The sequence below is a fragment of the Lentzea miocenica genome (assembly GCF_033949945.1).
Taxonomy (GTDB): domain Bacteria; phylum Actinomycetota; class Actinomycetes; order Mycobacteriales; family Pseudonocardiaceae; genus Lentzea; species Lentzea miocenica.
Genome location: NZ_JAXAVW010000002.1, coordinates 294065 through 312190 on the forward strand (window position 1 = coordinate 294065; position 18126 = coordinate 312190).

16 protein-coding genes are annotated in these 18126 nt (G+C 68.7%); 8 read left to right on the top strand and 8 right to left on the bottom strand.

Annotation, left to right across the window (positions count from 1 at the left end; translation table 11 throughout):
• Positions 1-21 precede the first annotated feature (21 nt).
• Positions 22-822 carry a phage tail sheath family protein gene (locus SK803_RS03645; protein ID WP_319964368.1) on the top strand — a complete coding sequence of 267 codons (801 nt, stop codon included), beginning with the start codon at positions 22-24 and terminating at the stop codon, positions 820-822.
• On the opposite strand, the gene SK803_RS03650 is transcribed toward SK803_RS03645, so the two are convergent.
• Together SK803_RS03650 and kstR are read right to left on the bottom strand one after the other, a co-directional pair.
• Complete coding sequence (locus tag SK803_RS03650) at positions 807-4124, bottom strand: nSTAND1 domain-containing NTPase (protein ID WP_319964286.1); 3318 nt, start codon at positions 4122-4124, stop codon at positions 807-809. The genes SK803_RS03645 and SK803_RS03650 overlap by 16 nt on opposite strands.
• Before the next feature lie 52 nt (positions 4125-4176).
• Positions 4177-4752, bottom strand: a complete 576-nt coding sequence (gene kstR, locus SK803_RS03655; RefSeq protein ID WP_319964369.1) for a cholesterol catabolism transcriptional regulator KstR — start codon at positions 4750-4752, stop codon at positions 4177-4179.
• A gap of 159 nt (positions 4753-4911) precedes the next feature.
• Between kstR and SK803_RS03660 the strand changes: the two genes are divergently transcribed.
• Genes SK803_RS03660 through SK803_RS03685 form a run of 6 tightly spaced genes read left to right on the top strand, consistent with a single transcriptional unit; the run spans position 4912 to position 11294 of the window.
• The gene (locus SK803_RS03660; RefSeq protein ID WP_319964287.1) at positions 4912-6819 is read left to right on the top strand and encodes an acyl-CoA dehydrogenase family protein; all 1908 of its coding nucleotides are present in this window, start codon (positions 4912-4914) and stop codon (positions 6817-6819) included.
• Positions 6819-7781, top strand: coding sequence for an acyl-CoA dehydrogenase family protein (locus tag SK803_RS03665; protein WP_319964288.1), 963 nt, complete (start codon positions 6819-6821; stop codon positions 7779-7781). The genes SK803_RS03660 and SK803_RS03665 overlap by 1 nt, the downstream gene beginning before the upstream one ends.
• A complete protein-coding gene (locus tag SK803_RS03670; protein WP_319964289.1) occupies positions 7771-8898 on the top strand; it encodes an acyl-CoA dehydrogenase family protein in 1128 nt (375 codons plus the stop codon). Before SK803_RS03665 ends, SK803_RS03670 begins: the two co-directional genes overlap by 11 nt.
• Positions 8898-9782: a bifunctional MaoC family dehydratase N-terminal/OB-fold nucleic acid binding domain-containing protein gene (locus tag SK803_RS03675; RefSeq protein ID WP_319964370.1), complete on the top strand. Its 885-nt coding sequence runs from the start codon at positions 8898-8900 to the stop codon at positions 9780-9782. The genes SK803_RS03670 and SK803_RS03675 overlap by 1 nt, the downstream gene beginning before the upstream one ends.
• The gene (locus tag SK803_RS03680; protein WP_319964290.1) at positions 9769-10152 is read left to right on the top strand and encodes a MaoC family dehydratase; all 384 of its coding nucleotides are present in this window, start codon (positions 9769-9771) and stop codon (positions 10150-10152) included. Before SK803_RS03675 ends, SK803_RS03680 begins: the two co-directional genes overlap by 14 nt.
• Positions 10149-11294 (top strand): lipid-transfer protein, encoded by a 1146-nt coding sequence (locus SK803_RS03685; RefSeq protein ID WP_319964291.1) that lies wholly within the window; start codon positions 10149-10151, stop codon positions 11292-11294. The genes SK803_RS03680 and SK803_RS03685 overlap by 4 nt, the downstream gene beginning before the upstream one ends.
• A 324-nt stretch (positions 11295-11618) precedes the next feature.
• Here SK803_RS03685 and SK803_RS03690 read toward each other — a convergent pair whose 3' ends face one another.
• Positions 11619-12818 carry an HNH endonuclease signature motif containing protein gene (locus tag SK803_RS03690; protein ID WP_319964292.1) on the bottom strand — a complete coding sequence of 400 codons (1200 nt, stop codon included), beginning with the start codon at positions 12816-12818 and terminating at the stop codon, positions 11619-11621.
• A gap of 404 nt (positions 12819-13222) precedes the next feature.
• Here SK803_RS03690 and SK803_RS03695 point away from each other — a divergent pair, with 404 nt between their 5' ends.
• Positions 13223-13369 carry a hypothetical protein gene (locus SK803_RS03695; protein ID WP_319964293.1) on the top strand — a complete coding sequence of 49 codons (147 nt, stop codon included), beginning with the start codon at positions 13223-13225 and terminating at the stop codon, positions 13367-13369.
• Here the strand turns inward: SK803_RS03695 and SK803_RS03700 are convergent.
• Genes SK803_RS03700 through SK803_RS03720 form a run of 5 tightly spaced genes read right to left on the bottom strand, consistent with a single transcriptional unit; the run spans position 13347 to position 18101 of the window.
• The gene (locus SK803_RS03700) at positions 13347-14183 is read right to left on the bottom strand and encodes a MaoC/PaaZ C-terminal domain-containing protein (RefSeq protein ID WP_319964294.1); all 837 of its coding nucleotides are present in this window, start codon (positions 14181-14183) and stop codon (positions 13347-13349) included. The two genes, SK803_RS03695 and SK803_RS03700, sit on opposite strands and share 23 nt — an antisense overlap.
• Before the next feature lie 10 nt (positions 14184-14193).
• The gene (locus SK803_RS03705; protein WP_319964295.1) at positions 14194-15162 is read right to left on the bottom strand and encodes a ferredoxin--NADP reductase; all 969 of its coding nucleotides are present in this window, start codon (positions 15160-15162) and stop codon (positions 14194-14196) included.
• Positions 15155-15394 carry a hypothetical protein gene (locus SK803_RS03710; protein ID WP_319964296.1) on the bottom strand — a complete coding sequence of 80 codons (240 nt, stop codon included), beginning with the start codon at positions 15392-15394 and terminating at the stop codon, positions 15155-15157. The genes SK803_RS03705 and SK803_RS03710 overlap by 8 nt, the downstream gene beginning before the upstream one ends.
• Complete coding sequence (locus SK803_RS03715; RefSeq protein WP_319964297.1) at positions 15391-16533, bottom strand: Rieske 2Fe-2S domain-containing protein; 1143 nt, start codon at positions 16531-16533, stop codon at positions 15391-15393. The genes SK803_RS03710 and SK803_RS03715 overlap by 4 nt, the downstream gene beginning before the upstream one ends.
• Positions 16530-18101 carry an FAD-dependent oxidoreductase gene (locus SK803_RS03720; RefSeq protein WP_319964298.1) on the bottom strand — a complete coding sequence of 524 codons (1572 nt, stop codon included), beginning with the start codon at positions 18099-18101 and terminating at the stop codon, positions 16530-16532. Before SK803_RS03720 ends, SK803_RS03715 begins: the two co-directional genes overlap by 4 nt.
• Positions 18102-18126 lie beyond the last annotated feature (25 nt).

The following is an 18126-nucleotide window of genomic DNA, read 5'->3' on the forward strand; positions in this document are numbered from 1 at the left end:
GACCTCGATGAGGCCTTCACCATGTTGGCGCGGATCGATGACGTCTCGACGGTCTGCATGCCTGATCTGCCAGGGGATGACGACGCGGCGCACCGCGCACGGCTCGGCCTCCTCTCCCACTGCGAGATGATGGGCGACCGCATCGCGATCATCGACCCGCCACAGGGGCTCAGCGCACAGCAGGTCAGGGACTGGCGAACTACGCGCGGCTACGACTCGACGTACGCGGCGCTGTACTTCCCGTGGCTGCGCGTCATCGATCACACCGGCATCGTGTCCGTGCCTCCATGTGGGCACGTGGCAGGTGCCTACGCGCGGTCCGATCTGCTGCGCGGACCGCAGCGCCAGGCAGCGAACATCGAACTTCAGGGTGTGCTCGGGCTCGAACAGGACCTGATGAAGACCGAACAGGAGTTGCTCCATCCGTGGGGCATCAACTGTCTGGTGTCCATGGCGAGCGGCATCCGGGTGTGGGGTTCGCGCACGATGTCGAGCGATCCGGCGTGGCGGTACCTGAACCGGCGGAGGTTGATGAACTTCATCGGCCGCAACATCGTCGCGGGTACGAGCTGGGTGATCTTCGAGGACTCCTACGACGAGGGCCTGTTCCAACGGATCGAAAGTGCGTTGGACGAGTTCCTCGGACTGTTGTGGCGCGCAGGGGTGCTGGAGGGCGAGACTTCGGCCGAGGCCTACTCCGTGCGCTGCGACGACGCGGCGAACCCGCCGGAGAGCCGGGACGCGAACCAGCTCATCGCCGAGTGCGGGATCACCGTGGGGCGAGGGCAGTCGTTCTTCCGGGTGGTCTACTTCCTCGGCTGAAGCTCGATGCCACGTTCGACCAGTCCGAAGACGGCCGCCTGGCCGCCGATGTTGGTCAGCACGTCGATGGCCAGCTCTCGTGCCTGCTCGTCGGGTCCGGATGCGAGGTCGAGCAGCCACGGCACGGCTTCGGCTCCGATCGTTCGCAGCGCGATGCTGAGCGGATACTGCAAGTTCGGGTCGTTCACCAGCGGGGCGAGTAGCGGCAGCATCTCCGCGCCGATCTTCCCGGCCCCCCGCGCGGCCAGGGGAGGAACGGCCCTGTCCTCGTCTTGCATCAGCTCTACCAACTTGCTGTTCACGTAGTGAGAAGGCCAGGCCGGGAGCGTCACCGCGAACAACTGGCGAGTGGGCAAGTCCGCGTCCCCCAGCCACGTCGCGCCGTAACCGCGTTCGTCGGCCAGCAACAAGGCGACGGCGGCCTCATGCGGTCGCCCTTCGAGCGCGAGTACGTCGTTGAACGACCCCGGCCAAGTTCCCAACGCGTCCATCGCCCTGAGCCAGACCTGCGGGCGTTCGTCCTGCAATGCCGCCACCAGTGCGTTGGTGCCTGTGCGCCCGAGTTTGCTCAGTGCGTGGGCTGCGGCGACACGCACTTCACTCGGCCGCGGCGACGTGAGGACGGCGTGCAGCGGGGCCACCGCTTCCTCGCCGCATCGCACCAGCGCGTCGGCGCTGTCCGGCAGGTTGCCGATCAGCTCCTCCACCGGATCGGTGTGGCCCAAGGCGTCGAGTGCGTCGCGCACCCGCCAGGCCACGTCGTCGTCGAGGTCGTGGCGGGCGGCCAGCAACGCCGGGATCGCGCGTTCGTCGAGTGTGCCCAGGACTTCGGTGGCGGCCGCGCGCATGCTGGCGTTCTGGTCGTGCAGGGCGCTGATCAACGGTTCGGGAGCGTCGGCGCAGATCGCTTGCAGGGCACGGAGAGCGTCGGTGCGCACCCGGACGTCGTTGTCGCGCATGGCGAGCAGCAACGGGTTGACCGCGGCTTCGCCGAACGCGCCGAGCGTGCCGACGGCCTGCCACCGGACGTCGACGTCGGCGTCGCCCGCGGCGGCCGCGAGGATCGACTGCGCCTCGGCGCCGCCGATGGCGCGCAGGGCACCGCTGGCGAGGGAACGCACGCGGTCGTCCTGGTCGTGCAGGGCGTGGCCGAGTGCCGGCACCACGTGCGGGTCTGTGGTCTGGCGCAACGCACTCAGCGCGGCGAGGCGGACGTCGGCGTCGGGGTGGTGGGCCGCTGCCTCGACCAGGCCGAGGATCGATGCGGGAGCGAGCCGGGCGAGGGCGGCCGCGGCGGCGGTCCGGACCGCCGGGGCGCCGTCGAGCATGGCGTCGAGCAGTTCCGGCACGGCCTGCAGGCCGATCACGCACAGGCGGTCGGCGATGCTTTGGCGCCGGTAGCCCTCCAGCGCGGGGGAGGTGAACTCGGTCAGCAGGCGTACGTGTTCGAACTCGATGAAGTCGCGCAGCACCGGGTCGATCGCGGGAGCCAGGCGGGTGATCATCTCGTAGACCGGTTCGAGGCGTTCGTGTTGCCAGAGGTAGGCGCCCGCGCGGCCCGCCTCGTCCCATTCCCGTGCGGCGGCACGGACGCGGCGCAGCAGGACGAGGTCGTCCTGGCCCAGTTCGATCCACTCGCGCAGGCGGTCCCAGCTGCCGAACAACGCCTCGTGTGCCGCGGACACCACGGGTTCCTGGCCGGGTTCGGCACTGCGGACGAGCAGGCGGGCGTCGACGAAGACGTCGATCAGCCGTTCCGCGGCGGGTGAACTGGCCACTGTGGACAGTGCGGCGCGGCGGCGGGCGACGTGGCCGTGTTCGTCGATGTCGACGAGTTCGCGGAACACCGCGTCGAAGGTGGCGCGGGTGGCGTCGTCGAGTTTGCGCTGGAACACGTCTTCGGCTCGGGTGCCGATCGCGCCCGCCACGCCGCCGAGCCGGTCGTAGGCGTGGTGGGTGAGCGTGCCGGGGCAGACTCGGTGCAGTTCGTCGAGGGTGTAGGCGAGCAGGGGGAGGGTGCCGGGTTGTTTGCCGGCGTCGTCCAGGATCCGGCCGGGCAGGCCCTCGTCGAAGTCGAGGCCCGCGCACGCGGCGGGCCTGGCGATCATGTCGATCAGCGTGTCGGTGGGGGTCGACAGCGGGAACTGGCCGGCCTCCAGCAGCTTCGCCAGTGCGGGGATCTCCACGCAGCGGTGGTAGAAGTCGGATCGGACGGTGGCCACGACGTGGGCGGGGCCGGGGTTCGCGAGCAGTGCGACGAACGGCTCGACGTGCTCCGGGGCGACGGTCGTGAAGAGTTCCTCGAACTGGTCGACGAAGATCAGCGTTTCGTCGGTGACGTGCTGGGCGAGGTGGCCTGCCCGCAGGTCGCGCACGACCTCACGTGGAATCCCGCCGAGCTTCACCGCGAGTGCGAGGAACGGGTCGTCGCCCAGTTCTGCCGGGGTGAAGCGCGGCCCGATCCACTGGTTCCCGTTGTGCGAGGGCACGGTCCACCCACGCGCGGCCAGCCGGGGGATCAGTCCGGCGCCGACCAGTGAGGACTTGCCCGAGCCGCTGGCGCCGACCACCGCGACGAACCGGCTGGCGTCCACCCGGCTGACCAGTTCGTCGGTCTCCCGCCCGCGTCCGAAGTAGATCGGCGCGTCGCTCGGCGTGAAGGACCGAAGTCCGGGGAACGGCGAGCCCTGCCACCGCGGGCCGGTGTCCTGTCCGGCCTCGCCGACGACCAGCCGGTGCAGCACCTCGCGCAGGTCGGTGGTGAGCTCTTCGCGGAAGTGCTCAGGAGCCGTGTACTCCTTGTGTCCCCGCAGGATCGCGCCGGTGGACGGGTCGCGCAGGCGCGCGAAGAAGTCCTTGACCCGTTCGTACTGCAGGTGCTTCTCCGCGAGCCGCGGATCGTCGAGGCTGATCGTCACGCCGGCGGTGCGCCGGTAGAGCAGCACCTGCCCGCTGCCGCTGATGCCGTCCTCGAACTCCCACTCCGTGCCCGACGAGTAGGGCTCGCCGTCCGAACGCGTGTACTCGGGATACGGCAAGGGAGTGCCCATCCGGGCCCAGAAGAGCACGACGACCACGTCGCAGTCCCGTGGCCGCGGCAGCCCGCGGTTGATCGACGCCTGGGGAGTGTCCGACGCGAGGATCGGTGTGCCCGCACCGGGCTTGTCCCACGCGACCGGCTCGATCGTCACCCGCCCGCGCAACACCGGTTCGTACTGCAGCCGGTCCAGCACCTCGAGCGCGATCGCCCGCTCGTCGGCGACGTCGCCGGGCGAGGACAGGAACACGCGGATGCGCTGCACCCGCCCAGAGTAGGCCGATCAGCAGGGGAGGCCGATCAGCAGCGTAGGCCGATCACTTGAGCAGCAGGCGGACCGTGAGTTCGAGGCGGTTCGCGACGTCGGTGGCCGTGGCGCGGCGGGTGACCCAGGCGACCAGGTTGGACAGCCACACGTCGCCGATGACGCGGGCGATCGCCTTCTGCTCCTCGGTCGGTTCCTCGGCGCTCATCGCGCGGGTGAACATCGACTCCATGAGCAAAGAGACGCGGTCGATCTCGGCGCCCGCGGAGGCGTCCGCGAAGGTGAAGGCGCGCGTCATCGCCTCGGTGAGGTGCGGGTTGCGCTGCAGGCCCCTGGTGATGCGGCCGAGCACGAACAGCACGCGTTCGTAGGGGCTGTCGCCGGGGACCGTGGTGCGGTCCATCTTCTCCTGGGCGCGTTCGAGTTCCACCGCGAGGCTCGACACGAGCAGGTGGACCTTCGACGGGAAGTAGCGGTACAACGTGCCCAGGGCGACGTCCGCCCGGTCGGCCACGGCGCGCATCTGGACGGCGTCGAACCCGCCCTTGGACGCCAGCGCGATGGTCGCGTCGACGATCCGCTTGCGGCGCTCGCGCTGGGCCGCGGAGCTGAGCTCCTCGCCCGCCATGAGCGCGTCCGTGCGCGACTTCGAAGGTGACACGGAGATGATCCTCCTGGAACGTGTTGCAGCTGCCCTCTCATCGTACTCGATCGGTTTCGCGGCCATGATCTGTTGCTCGAATTAGAACACGTTCTATAAACTTCTTCACGTACTGGAGGAGGCCGCATGCCGATCGCCACGACCGGTGAACAACGAGCGTTGCGGGACAGTGTGGACGCGGCCAAGGGCGAGTGGGCTGATCTCGTCCGGGTCGGGTTCTTCGAGGTGACGCGGGAGGGCGGCACGGTCGCCGATCTCGCGGTGATGCTGGAGCGGGCGGCGGAGAACCTCGTGCCGGGGCCGTTGCTGCCCACGGCGCTGGTTTCGGTGCTGTTTCCGGAGTTTGACGGGATCGCCGGGTTGGGATTTTCGCCACACCACGTCGTCGGTGCTGCTGAGGCAACACATCTGCTGCTCAAGGCGGACACGTGGATGCTCGTGCCGGCCGAGCAGGTGACGGTGACCGGTCTAGAAGCCGTCGACCTGTCGCGTTCGCTCGGGTCGGTGGTGGTCGACGCGCCTGGTCTCGAAGTGGCTGATCCGACGGACCTCGCGGTGACGTTGATGGCCGCCGAGGCGAGCGGGGTGGCGGCGTGGTGTCTGAACACCGCCGTCGAGTACGCGAAACAGCGTCAGCAGTTCGGGCGTGTCATCGGGTCGTTCCAGGCGGTCAAGCACCTGTGCGTCGAGATGCTGTGCCGGGCCGAGCAGGCGAGTTCGGTCGCGTGGGACGCGGCGAGTTCGGTCGGCGAGGACGAACATCCGCTGGCGGCCGCGGTCGCGGCGGCGGTGGCGCTGGACGCCGCGGTGCGCAACGCCAAGGACTGCATCCAGGTGCTCGGTGGCATCGGGTTCACCTGGGAGCACGACGCGCATCGCTACCTGCGCCGGTCGTTGGCGTTGCAGCAGCTCGCGGGTGGGGTCGCGCACTGGCGCCGGCGGGTCGCCGAACTGGCGCTCCAAGGTGTGCGCAGGTCCCACTCCGTCGAGATCGAACGCGACCAGGAGGTGCGGGCGTTCGCCGAGGAGATCGCCGGACTGGACGCCGCGCAGCAGCGGGAACGGCTGGCGGACAGCGGGTTCCTGGTGCCGCACTGGCCGCGTCCGTTCGGGCAGGACGCCGGACCGGCCCGGCAGATGGTGATCGACGACGAGTTCGCGCGAGCGGGGGTGCGCAGGCCGGACCTGATCATCGGGGCCTGGGCGGGGCCGACGATCCTCCGCCACGGCACGCCCGAGCAGCAGGAACGGTTCGTGCGGCCGACGTTGCGCGGCGAGCTCACCTGGTGCCAGCTGTTCAGCGAACCGGAGGCCGGGTCGGACCTGGCGTCGTTGCGCACCAAGGCGCTGAAGGTGGACGGCGGCTGGCGGCTCACCGGGCAGAAGGTGTGGACGTCGCTCGCGCACCAGGCCGACTGGGCGATCTGCCTGGCCCGCACGGACTCCGAGGTGCCGAAGCACAAGGGCATCACGTACTTCCTGGTCGACATGCGCTCCGAAGGTGTCGACGTGCGGCCGTTGCGGGAGATCACCGGCGACGCGCGGTTCAACGAGGTCTTCCTGGACGACGTGTTCGTGCCGGACGACTGCGTGGTCGGCGCGGTCGACGACGGCTGGCGGCTGGCGCGCACGACCCTCGCGAACGAACGCGTCGCGATGGGCCGCGGTTCGTCGCTCGGTGACGCACTGGAACAGGTTCTGCGGCAACCGGCGGCCGCTGAACGTCCCGAACGACTCGGTGAGCTGGTGGCCCAGGGACTCGCGGTGTCGGTGCTGGACCTGCGGGCGAGTCTGCGCGTGCTCAGCGGGCAGGAGCCGGGCGCGGAGTCCAGCGTGCGCAAGCTGGTCGGCGTGCGGCAACGGCAGGACGTCGCGGAGTTCGCGGTCGAGCTGCTCGGACCGGGCGCGGCCGCCGACAACGAGCTGATCCACGAGTTCCTGCTGACGCGGTGCCTGAGCATCGCGGGTGGCACGACGCAGGTGCTGATGAACCTGGCTGGCGAACGGATTCTCGGTCTACCGAGGGAGCCTTGATGGATTTCAGCCTCGACGAGGCCCAGCAGGAGATCGCCGCGCTGGCGGCCGACGTGCTGGGCAGGGAGAGCGACACGCCCTGGAAAGCCCTGGGGGAGGCGGGGTTGCTGGCCCTGGCCGTTCCGGAACGGCTCGGCGGCGACGGGCTCGGCGCCCTGGAGACGGCCGTCCTGCTCACCGAGGTCGGACGCCGGGCGGCGGACGTTCCGGCGCTGGCCACGCTGGCGCTGGGCGTGCTGCCGATCGTCAGGCACGGCACCCCGGAACAGCAGGACGAGCTGCTCCCGTTGGTCACTCAGCAACACGGGGTGCTGACGGCGGCGTTGAGCGAGCCCTCCGCGCCGCTGCCCGCCGTGCCGAGCACCACCGCGGGTCCTGACGGGATCTTCGGCGTGAAGATCAACGTGCCGCACGCCGGGGAGGCGCAACGGATCCTCGTGAGCACCGACGCGGGTGTCTTCATCGTCGATCCCGCGCAACCCGGCGTGTCCACATCGGACGGAACAGTGCACCTCGACGGTGCCCAGGGCCAGGAGTTGGCGGGCGCGGCCGAGGATCTGCGGCGGTTCGCGTTGATGGGAGCGGTCGCGGTCGCGGACGGTGTCCTGGCAGGAGCCCTGGACCTCACCGTCAAGCACGTCGGCACCCGCCACCAGTTCGGCAAACCGCTGTCGACCTTCCAGGCGGCGGCGTGCCAGGTCGCGGACGTCTACATCGCCGCCCGCACGCTGCACCTGGCCGCGCTGACGGCGTGTTGGAGCCTCGACGACCACGACCTCGGCACCGCCGCCTACTGGCTCGCGGCCGAGGCGATGCCGGCCGTGCACACCTGCCACCACCTGCACGGCGGTCTCGGCCTCGACATCACCTACCCGATGCACCGGTACTACGGCATGGCCAAGGAGCTGACGCGGTTCGTCGGCGGAGTGGAGCACCGCTTGGGAGCCATCGATGTTCATTGACCTCAGCGCCGAGCAGCTGAAGCTCCGGGACGAGCTGCGTGAGTACTTCGCGAACCTCATGTCCGCTGGGGAACGCGAGGCGATGCTCACCGAACGGCATGGCGAGACCTACCGCGCGTTGGTGCGCAGGCTCGGCAACGACGGCAGGCTCGGCGTCGGGTGGCCGCAGGAGTACGGCGGCAAGGGTTTCGGGCCGATCGAGCAGCAGATCTTCGTCAACGAGGCCGCCCGCGCGGACGTCCCGCTGCCGTACGTGACGCTGCAGACGGTCGGGCCGACGCTGCAGGCGTTCGGCACGCAGGAGCAGAAGGACTTCTTCCTGCCGCGCATCCTCAAGGGCGACATCCACTTCGCCATCGGCTACACCGAGCCGGACGCCGGCACCGACCTGGCCTCGTTGCGCACCAAGGCCGTGCGCGAAGGTGATCACTACATCGTCAACGGGCAGAAGACGTTCACGACCGGCGGCCACGACGCGGACTACGTGTGGCTGGCCTGCCGCACCGGAGCGCCGGACTCGCGGCACAAGGGCATCACGATCCTGATCGTCGACACCGAGGATCCCGGCTACTCCTGGACGCCGATCATCACCTGCGACGGCGCGCACCACGTCAACGCCACCTACTACAACGACGTCCGTGTGGCCGAGAACATGCGGGTCGGCGAGGAGAACAAGGGCTGGCGGCTGATCACCACCCAGCTCAACCACGAACGCGTGATGCTCGGCCCGTCCGGGCGGATCGGCGCGCTGATCGAACGAGTGCACAGCTGGGCTGCCGAACGAGAGCTCCTCGACCTGCCGGACGTCCAACGGGCGTTGGCCGAAGCACGAGCGGTGCACCGGGTGAACGAGCTGCTGAACTGGCAGGTCGCGGCCGGCGAGGTCGAGGTAGCGGACGCCAGCGCCACCAAGGTGTTCGCCGCCGACCGGACCCAGCGCATCGGCAGGCTGCTCGAAGAACTCGTCGGACGGCACGGCGCCGGCGCGGAACTGGTGCGGTGGCTGGACGTGCAGGCACGGCGCAACCTCGTGCTGACCTTCGGCGGCGGAGTGCAGGAGATCCAGCGCGAGCTCATCACCAGCATCGGGCTCGGCCTGCCTCGGGTGGTGCGATGATCGACATCGAGAAAGAGGCCGCGCGCATCGCCGAAAAGGGCGAATGCGCGCCACGGCTGGCACGCGACCCGGTCAACCTGCCGATGATCAACAACTGGCTGGAGGCCATCGGCGACCGGCACCCCGGCTACACCGAGGTCGCACCGCCCGCGATGGTCCAGGTGTGGACGATGGCCGGACTGCACGGCCAGCGCACCCTGGACGACCCGCTCGGCGCGATGATGAAGATCCTGGACGAGGCCGGGTTCACGTCCGTGGTCGCCACCAACAGCGACCAGACCTACCACCGCTACCTCAAGGTCGGCGAGCACCTCTCGGTGACGACGAGCCTGGAGGACGTCACCGGCCCGAAGAAGACGGGGCTGGGCGAGGGCTGGTTCGTCACGACCAGGAGCACCTGGTGGGTCGGCGACGAACCGGTGGCGGAGATGCGGTTCCGCGTGCTGAAGTTCCGGCCGGCGGAGAAACCGGCGGCAGCACCGGAACCTCCGAAAGCGCAGGCGATCCGGCCTGCCGTCAACCGCGACACCGAGTACTTCTGGGAAGGGTGCCGGCAGGGCGAGCTGCGCATCCAGCGCTGCGGCGGCTGCGGGCTGCTGCGGCACCCACCAGGCCCGATGTGCCCGGAATGCGGTGCCACCAAACCGAAGTACCTCGTCTCGGACGGGTACGGCGTGGTCTACAGCTACGTCGTGCACCACCACCCGCAGGTGCCCGGCAAGCAGACCCCGTTCGTGATCGCCCTGATCGAACTGGACGAGGGCGTGCGGATGCTGGGCGAACTGGCCGGCGAGCCCAGCATCGGACTACCGGTCGAGGTCGTGTTCACCAAGGTCGACGACGAGCTGACGATGCCGAGCTGGAGGCCCCGTGCGGATCGGTGATTCCCTGCCCGAGTGGCACGTCGAGGCCACGCCCACGTTCGTGATCAGCACCGCGCTGGCCACGCGTGACTTCCAGGACGTCCACCACGACCGCGACCTGGCGGTCCAGCGCGGCTCGAAGGACATCTTCATCAACATCCTCACCACGACCGGCCTGGTGCAGCGGTACGTCACGGACTGGGCCGGACCGGAAGCGTTGGTGCGTCAGGTGAACATCCGCCTCGGCGCACCCTGCTACGCCTACGACACGCTGAAGTTCTTCGGCCAGGTCATCGGACGCGAGGACCAGGACCTGACCATCGAGGTCGTCGGCCGGACCGGGCACGGCGACCACGTCACCGGCACCGTGAAGATCGAGGTGCCGGCATGAACGCCGCGATCGCGGGCATCGGCGCGACGGACTTCTCGAAGGACTCCGGGCGCAGCGAACTCCAATTGGCCGCCGAAGCGGTACGAGCCGCACTGGAAGACGCAGGACTCGAACCATCCGATGTGGACGGTCTGGTCAGCTTCACCATGGACACCAACGCCGAGATCGCGGTCGCGCGCGAGCTGGGCATCCCGGAGCTGACGTTCTTCAGCCGCGTCCACTACGGCGGCGGGGCGGCGTGCGCGACCGTGCAACAGGCCGCGATGGCGGTCGAGACCGGCGCGGCGAAGGTCGTGGTCTGCTATCGGGCGTTCAACGAACGCTCGGGCCACCGGTTCGGCCAGGTCCAGACCGCGGCCGCCGCGAACATCGACAACAGCTGGTCGTACCCGATGGGCCTGGGCACGCCGGGCGCGATGGTCGCGATGTTCGCCCGCCGGTACATGCACGAGTACGGCGCGACTTCCGAGGACTTCGGCCGGATCGCGGTGATCGACCGCAAGCACGCCGCCACGAACCCGCACGCGTGGTTCCACGGACGGCCGATCACGCTCGAAGATCACCAGGCGTCCCGGTGGATCGCCGAACCGCTGCGGCTGCTCGACTGCTGCCAGGAGAGCGACGGCGGCGTCGCGCTGGTCGTCACCTCGGCGGAACGCGCCCGCGACCTGCCGAACAAGCCCGCGCACGTCAAGGCCGCCACGCAGGGCAGCGGCGTCGACCAGTTCACGATGACCAGCTACTACCGCGACGACCTGACCGGCCTCCCGGAGATGGGCGTGGTGGCGCGAGGACTCTGGGAGAAGTCGGGCATCGGTCCGTCCGATGTGGACGTCGCCGTGCTCTACGACCACTTCACGCCATTCGTGCTGGTCCAGCTGGAAGAGCTGGGCTTCTGCGCGAAGGGCGAGGCGAAGGACTTCGTGGCGTCCGGCGCCCTGGAACTGGACGGTTCACTCCCGCTCAACCCGCACGGCGGCCAGCTCGGCGAGGCCTACCTGCACGGCATGAACGGCATCGCGGAGGGCGTCCGGCAGGTGCGCGGCACCGCTGTGAACCAGGTCGCGAATGTCGAGCACGTCCTGGTCACCGCCGGCACGGGCGTCCCTACCAGCGGGCTGGTCCTCGGTCAGTCTTGGTGAACCCGCCAGTTGTGCTCGCGGTAGCCCGCGCTCTGTTCCGATAGCGGCACCCAGGAGGAACTCGGTTGTTCAGGGTTCGGGCTGGATTGTGCCAGTCGAAGGTCTGGTGGGGGCGGGTGTTGAGGAGCCAGGATGGTGAACGGCCGACATGGCCGAGGAGATCGGGCGCGAGTTCGTGACGAGCTGGGTCATTTCATCGCCGCTTCACGACGATTGCGATTGGGGCTTGCGTTATTTCCGCTGCTCAGCGGCGCACAGGTAGCGGGCTCGCCCATCGCGGAATCCCGGCTGTCCGGCTCGCTTCGCACGGCTTTGCCGGGGCAATCAGGCGGCGACATGAAGAAGATTGCGCCTGGGTTTGCGTTGCGCGTCGAGCCACTTCGGCGGATAGAAAGTCGGCATGCCGTGCACCATTGTCACGTCCCATTCGCTTTGATGGATGAGCGTGTGGTGATGACGGCAGAGCAGGACGGCGTTGTCGACTGAAGTTTCACCGCCGTCCGCCCAGTGGTGAATGTGGTGGGAGTCGCATTGTTTGGGTGGTCGGCCGCATCCGGGAAATGCGCAGCCGCGGTCGCGGGCGACGAGGATTCGGCGGATTCCGGCGGGGAAGGTGCGGGTTTTGCGGCCGATGTTCATCGGCTGGGACTTCTCGCCCAGGACCAGCGGGATGATGCCCGCGTCGCACGCCAACTGACGGACCTGGTCGGCGGGCACGCGCTCGCCGTTGTCCAGCGTCGCCTGGCCGACCTGCTCGGCGAGGTCGTCATAGCGCATGGTCACAGTGAGCGTGACCGGTTCGCCGCCGTGGTCGGGCAGTTGGTCGGCGCGCAGCATCAGGTCGACCAGCTCGGCCAGCGCGTCGCCTTCGCGTTCGGCGCGGGAGCGCAGGTCGGGGCCGTTCTCGGCGGTCTCGGGGCGGGGCTTGGCCAGGGGGTCGAGCAGCGCCTCGTACTTCGCGCCGGTGACCGTGTCCAGGAGCGCCCTGATCTCCAGCTGGCCGTTCTTCCAGCGCATGACGTGCTGGTTGACCTGTGGCTCGGGTTCGGGGTCGCGAGGTTCGGGGTCGTCCTGATGGAGCCGGTAGGCCAGTTCCTTGCCGAACGCGCGCACCGCACTGGGCTCATGCTCACGAGCGAAGCTGACGACAGGGTCCTCGGCTGCGGCGGGCAGAGCCTTCATGATCTCGGCGACCACCGCGACGTGCTCGATCGACAGCGCCCCCTCTGCCGCGGCCTCGGCGGTCACGGGAAGTTCGGGGGCGAGCTCGCTGCCGGTCGGGGTAATCTCTCTGCCCAGCAACCCGGCGTTCGTGACCCATTTCTTGGCCGTGGTGAGATCCCATCGGACCGCGTGCCGCAACACCTGCGGCAAATTCTTGTAACCGAGCTCGCCCGCGGCTCCACGCCGATCCAACTCGGCGATCTTCTGCAGGACGGCATTCTCGCGGACCCGAATCTCCGTCACCTCGTCGACGAGACTGCGCAGCAGCTCGTCGGTGGGGAGGAGTCGGGTTTCGATCACGCGTTCCACTCTACCGCAAGATCACGAAAAGATAACGGGCTGGCGTAAACACAATAGAGTGAATCGCCCAGTAAACTCTGTCGCGAAGCCGAAGGCGAGCCGCAAAGGCCTAATCCCACTCCGGGAAGCGGTATCAAGGTGACCACAGCGCGATTGGGGCTTGACTTTGGGTGTGAGGTGCTACCGATATGTGCCTCGCAAGGGCCTCGAAGTCAAGCCCCAATCGCAATCGTCGCGAAGCGGCGATGAAATGACCCGGCCCGTCGCCGTCACTGGTTCGCCCCGCTCTCCACGCAAGTTCGTCAGGTGCACGAAGAAGCGAACATCTGCAACCTCGCGCATCTGGCAACGCTCGGCGCTCACTGCGTCGGCGTCGACATCGCCCCCCGCCGAAACCTGGCCGGTTGATCACGAAGGTGAACCTGTCTGCCGAGCGGTGGAAGGCGATGCTGTCCGATGCCGGGTTCGGCGCCGTGACCACAGACGTCGTTCCCGCGCCGATGCAGGGCAAACCGGGCACGCTACTTGTCACGGCACGTCGCGAAGGCTGAGCACAGCATCGGTGAGCACAGGACGGTCCGCGGCGAACGTCGTCAGCACCAGCTGCGAACCGTCCCGCCACACCCGTGTGGTCAGGGTTTCGCCGGGGAACACCACGCCCGCGAACTTCGCCCCGAACGACAACACCTGCTCCGGCCCGTCGAGCAGCGCGTCGATCACCGCCTTGCACACCACGCCGTAGGTGCACAGCCCGTGCAGGATCGGCTGGTCGAACCCCGCTGCCCTGGCGAAGCCCGGATCGGCGTGCAACGGATTCCGGTCACCGCAAAGCCGGTACAGGTAGGCCTGCTGCGGCAACGTCGGAGTCTCGATCACGACGTCAGGTTCGCGCTCGGGCACCTCGACCCTGCCGGACGGCCCGCGCTCGCCGCCGAACCCGCCCTCGCCGCGAGCGAAGATGCTGGACCTGGTCGTGTAGAGGGCTGTCCCGTCCGGGGTGAGAGCCGTGGACTCCTGCACGATGACCGCGGCCTTGCCCTTGTCCCACACGTCCGCGATCCGCGTCCGCAGCACCGCCTCGCCCTCAGCGGGGAGGGCGGCGTGCACGGTGATCTCCTGCGTGCCGTGCAGAACGCGGGCCAGGTCGACGTCGACGCCGGGGAACGACACGGCGGGTGGCGCGGTCTCGTGGAACCTGGGCGCGACCACGCCGAACGTCGGCAGCACCCGCAGGCCCTGCTCGTAGACGTAGCGGAGTTCGGTGGCCCCCAGCGCCAGGTGGTAGAGCAGCACGTCCGAGTGCGTCCAGGAGAACTTGATCTCGGGAAGTTCCGCCCCGATCGCGACGTCCGGATCGATCGGCATCAAGCGCTCCTCACTCGTAGGTGATCTTCACCGTGTCGGTGACCGGAACCGACTGGCACGCCAGCACGATGCCCTCGGCGATGTCCTCGGAGTCGAGCACGTCGTTGTTGAGCATCTTGACCTCGCCCTCGACCAACCGGCACGCGCACGCGCTGCACGCACCCTCGCGGCACGAGTACGGCGCGTCGAGTCCCTTCTCCAGCAACAGGTCGAGCAGCTTCTGCCGCGCCGGCCACGGAAACCGGTGCTCCTCACCGTCCAGAGAAACCTCGACCACCGCGTCCGGCCGATCATCTGCCACCGGCACGACCTCGGCGAACGGATCACTGGACAGCGACACGAACTTCTCGATGTGCACGACCTTGATGTCCCGCAACGCCTTGCGGGCGGCCTCCATGAACGGCCCCGGCCCGCACACGAACGCCTCGTCGCAGTCCCGGACGAACGCCCGCAACGCGCCGAGGTGCGGCAACCCCTGCACCGACTCCAGCCAGTGCACGACCACCAGCCGATCCGGACAGGAGCGCGCCAGCTCGTCCAGTTCGCGGGCGAAGATCACGGAGCCCTCGTCCCGGTTGGCGTAGAAGAGAAAAACCTTCCCCGACCCCTGCGCGAGCACAGTCTTGATGATCGACATCACCGGCGTGATCCCGCTGCCGGCTGCGAACGCGAGCAACGACCCGTCCAACGACGAAGGCGTGAACACGCCGGCCGGCGCCAGCACGTCCAGCTCCATGCCCGCGCGCACCTCGGAGCACATCCACGCCGAACCGTACCCGTCCGGCGTCCGCTTGACCGTGATCTTCAACGGCTCGCCCGGCGCGCTGGACAGGGAGTAGCACCGAGCGACCTCGCCCGCCCGCACGGTCAGGAACTGGCCGGGCCGCGGCGTGAAATCCGCTCCTGACAACACGAACGAGCGCGCGTCGGCCGTCTCCTCGATCACGGCGTCGACCCGGACCCGGTGCACCTCAGCCATCGGCGACCTCCAGCGTGCCATCGCGCACGGCCTTCTCGATGCTGTCCCGCAGCCGAAGGCACGTCGGCACGAACGCCGACCGCGGCCCGCACAGCTCAGGGCAGTCGCGAGTGTCGGAAAGCCACTGCACGCTCGTGTGCTGCGGGCTGTTCTTCTTGACCAGCACCCGGTTTCCGCAGTCGCACCTCACCGGCCCCATGCCACCGACGAGGAACTCGTCCCGCTCGCTCACGTCGCCGACTCCTGAGCCGCTGGTTCCCGCTTGGCCAGGTTCTCGGCGACCTCCTTCTCCCACACCTCGATCGCCCTGCTCGTGTCGACCTCGAACTCGAAGCGCCGCACCATGTCGTCGCTGACGTCCTCGACGTCGACGTAGAACTGCTCGTACCAGCGCCGCAGCTGGTAGACCGGCCCGTCCTCCTCGCACAGCAACGGGTTGTCGATCCGCGTCTTGTTCCGCCAGATCTCCACGTCCTGCAGGAACCCGACACCGATGCCGCGCGCGAACTTGGCCGCGATCTTGTCGGCGTGCACGTCGTCGACACCCGGCAGCTTCTTCACGATCGCGCCCCACTGCAGCCGGAACGAGTTCGGCGTGATCGGGTAGTGGCAGTTGATCAGCACGGTTTCGATCTCGAGGCCCTTGTAGTCGTTCCACAGGTAGTCGATCATGTACGACGGCCCGTAGTACGCGGCCTCCGAACGAACTTCCACGTCACCCGTGTAGTTCGAGCCCATCGCGACGTCCGGCCGTCCCCGCGTCGTGAGGTACTGCGAGGCGACGTGGCCCTCCATCACGTTCTTGAAGTAGGTCGGGAACGCGAAGTGGATGTAGAAGAAGTGGGCCATGTCGACGACGTTGTCGATGATCTCGCGGCAGTTCGCGCCCTCGATCACCACCGAGTCCCACGTCCAGTTGCTCCACTCGTCGCTGAACGCCGACTCGATGCGCGGGATCGTCACGTTCTCCGGCGGCGGGTTGCCCTGCGGGTCGTTCCACACGAAGAGCTGCTTGTTCTCCTCCAGCGTGATCCACGACCTGGTGCGTGCCCGCAGCGGAACCCGCTTGGCGTAAGGGATGTCGACGCACTTGCCGTTGCCCGCCCAGCGCCAGTCGTGGAACGGGCAGGCGATGTTGTCGCCCTTGACCGTGCCCTGGGTGAGGTCCCCGCCCATGTGCCGGCAGTACCCGTCGAGCACGTTGATCTTGCCGTCCTCGCTCGCGAACACCACGAGCTTGGTGCCGAACGCCTCCACGGCATGGGGTTTGCCGTCGCGGAAGGTGCTGGCCAGTCCGAGGCAGTGCCAGCCGCGAGCGAACCGCGCTGGAGGTGCGCCGGTGTCGATCGTGCGTACGGCGTCCTGCGTCATGACTCTCCTCCAGAGATGTCGAGGCCGGCGAGATAACCGAACGTCATGGCCGGTCCGAGGGTGGCGCCCGCGCCCGCGTACGTGTGGCCCATGACCGAGGCGCTGGTGTTTCCGGCCGCGTACAGGCCGTCGATCACCGACCCGTCCTCGCGCAGCACCCGTGCGCGGGTGTCGGTGCGCAGGCCGCCCTTGGTGCCGAGATCGCCGGGCACGATCCTGACCGCGTAGAACGGGCCGGTCGTCAGCGGTGCCAGGTTGGGGTTCGGGTGGTTGCGCGGGTCGCCGTAGTAGCGGTCGTACGCGCTGTCGCCGCGGTGGAAGTCCTCGTCCTTGCCGTCCACGGCCAGGGTGTTGAAGCGCCGGACGGTGTCGATGAGTTCCGGCAGGTCGGCTTCCTGCGCGAGTTCTTCGAGGCTGGGTGCCGTGAGCACGGATTCCTTCCAGCGGCGGGGGAGCGGGCGGCGCGGCGGGATGCCGCAGAACGGGTAGCGGCCGCGGTAGGTGTGGTCGAAGACGAGCCAGGTGTCGCCGGTCATCGCGTTGACCACGTCGATGTAGGGCGCCGCCTCGTTGACGAACCGGCGGCCGGTCTTGTCGACCAGCACGGAACCGGGTAGCGAGCGTTCGGCGAGCAGGAAGAACGGGCCGCGCGGCAACGGGACCGACGGGCCCCACCAGGCGTCGTCCATCAGCCCGACGGCGGCGCCGGCCCGCATGCCGGCCTCGATGCCGTCGCCGGTGTTGGCCTTCGCGCCGACCGTCCACTCCGTACCGATGTCCTGGTGTTGTTTGCGCAGGCGTTCGTTGTGCTCGAACCCGCCCGCGGCCAGGACGACGTGCTTGGCGGTGATCAGGCGGTCGCCGACGAGGACTCCGGCGACGCGGCCGTTCTCGTGGTGCAGGTCGGTCATGGCGGTGTTGAGCCTCACCTCGACGTTCAGTGCTTTGAGTCCCGCCCTGAGTCCGGCGGACAGCGCCTGGCCCATGGTCAGACGCCGGCCCGGCAGGAACCGGCGGGCGAAGACCTTGGCGGCGGTGATGATGCCGCGCGGGTGGCGGCCGATCAGCGTCAGCCACTTGTAGTCGGTCTGGGTGATCACGATGCCCGCCGGTGTCGGCACGTACGGCGGTTCGAGGTCCTTGATCTCCTCGCCGAGGAGTTTCGTGTTGAACGGCAGCGGCTCGACGGATCGGCCGCGGGGCTGGCCTCCGGGTGCCTCCGGGTAGTAGTCGGAGTAGTCGCGGACCCAGCGGAACTTCAGCGGTGTGTGCGCGACGACGAACGCCAGCATGGCGGGTCCGGCGTCCAGGAACGCCTCTCGCAGCTCGGCGGGTACGTCTCCGGCGATGTGCCCCAGGTAGGTGCTGGCCTGCTCCGGCGAGTCGGGCACGCCGTTGGCGGCGACCACCGCGTTGTTCGGCACCCAGATGCCGCCGCCGGACCTCGCGGTCGAGCCGCCGTAGTGCTCGGCCTTCTCGATGATCAGGGTGCGCAGGCCTTGTTGAGCGGTGCAGAGGGCGGCTGTCATACCTGCCGCACCGCTGCCGACGACGATCACGTCGTACATCGCACCTCCCCGGAAGTCGGACTAG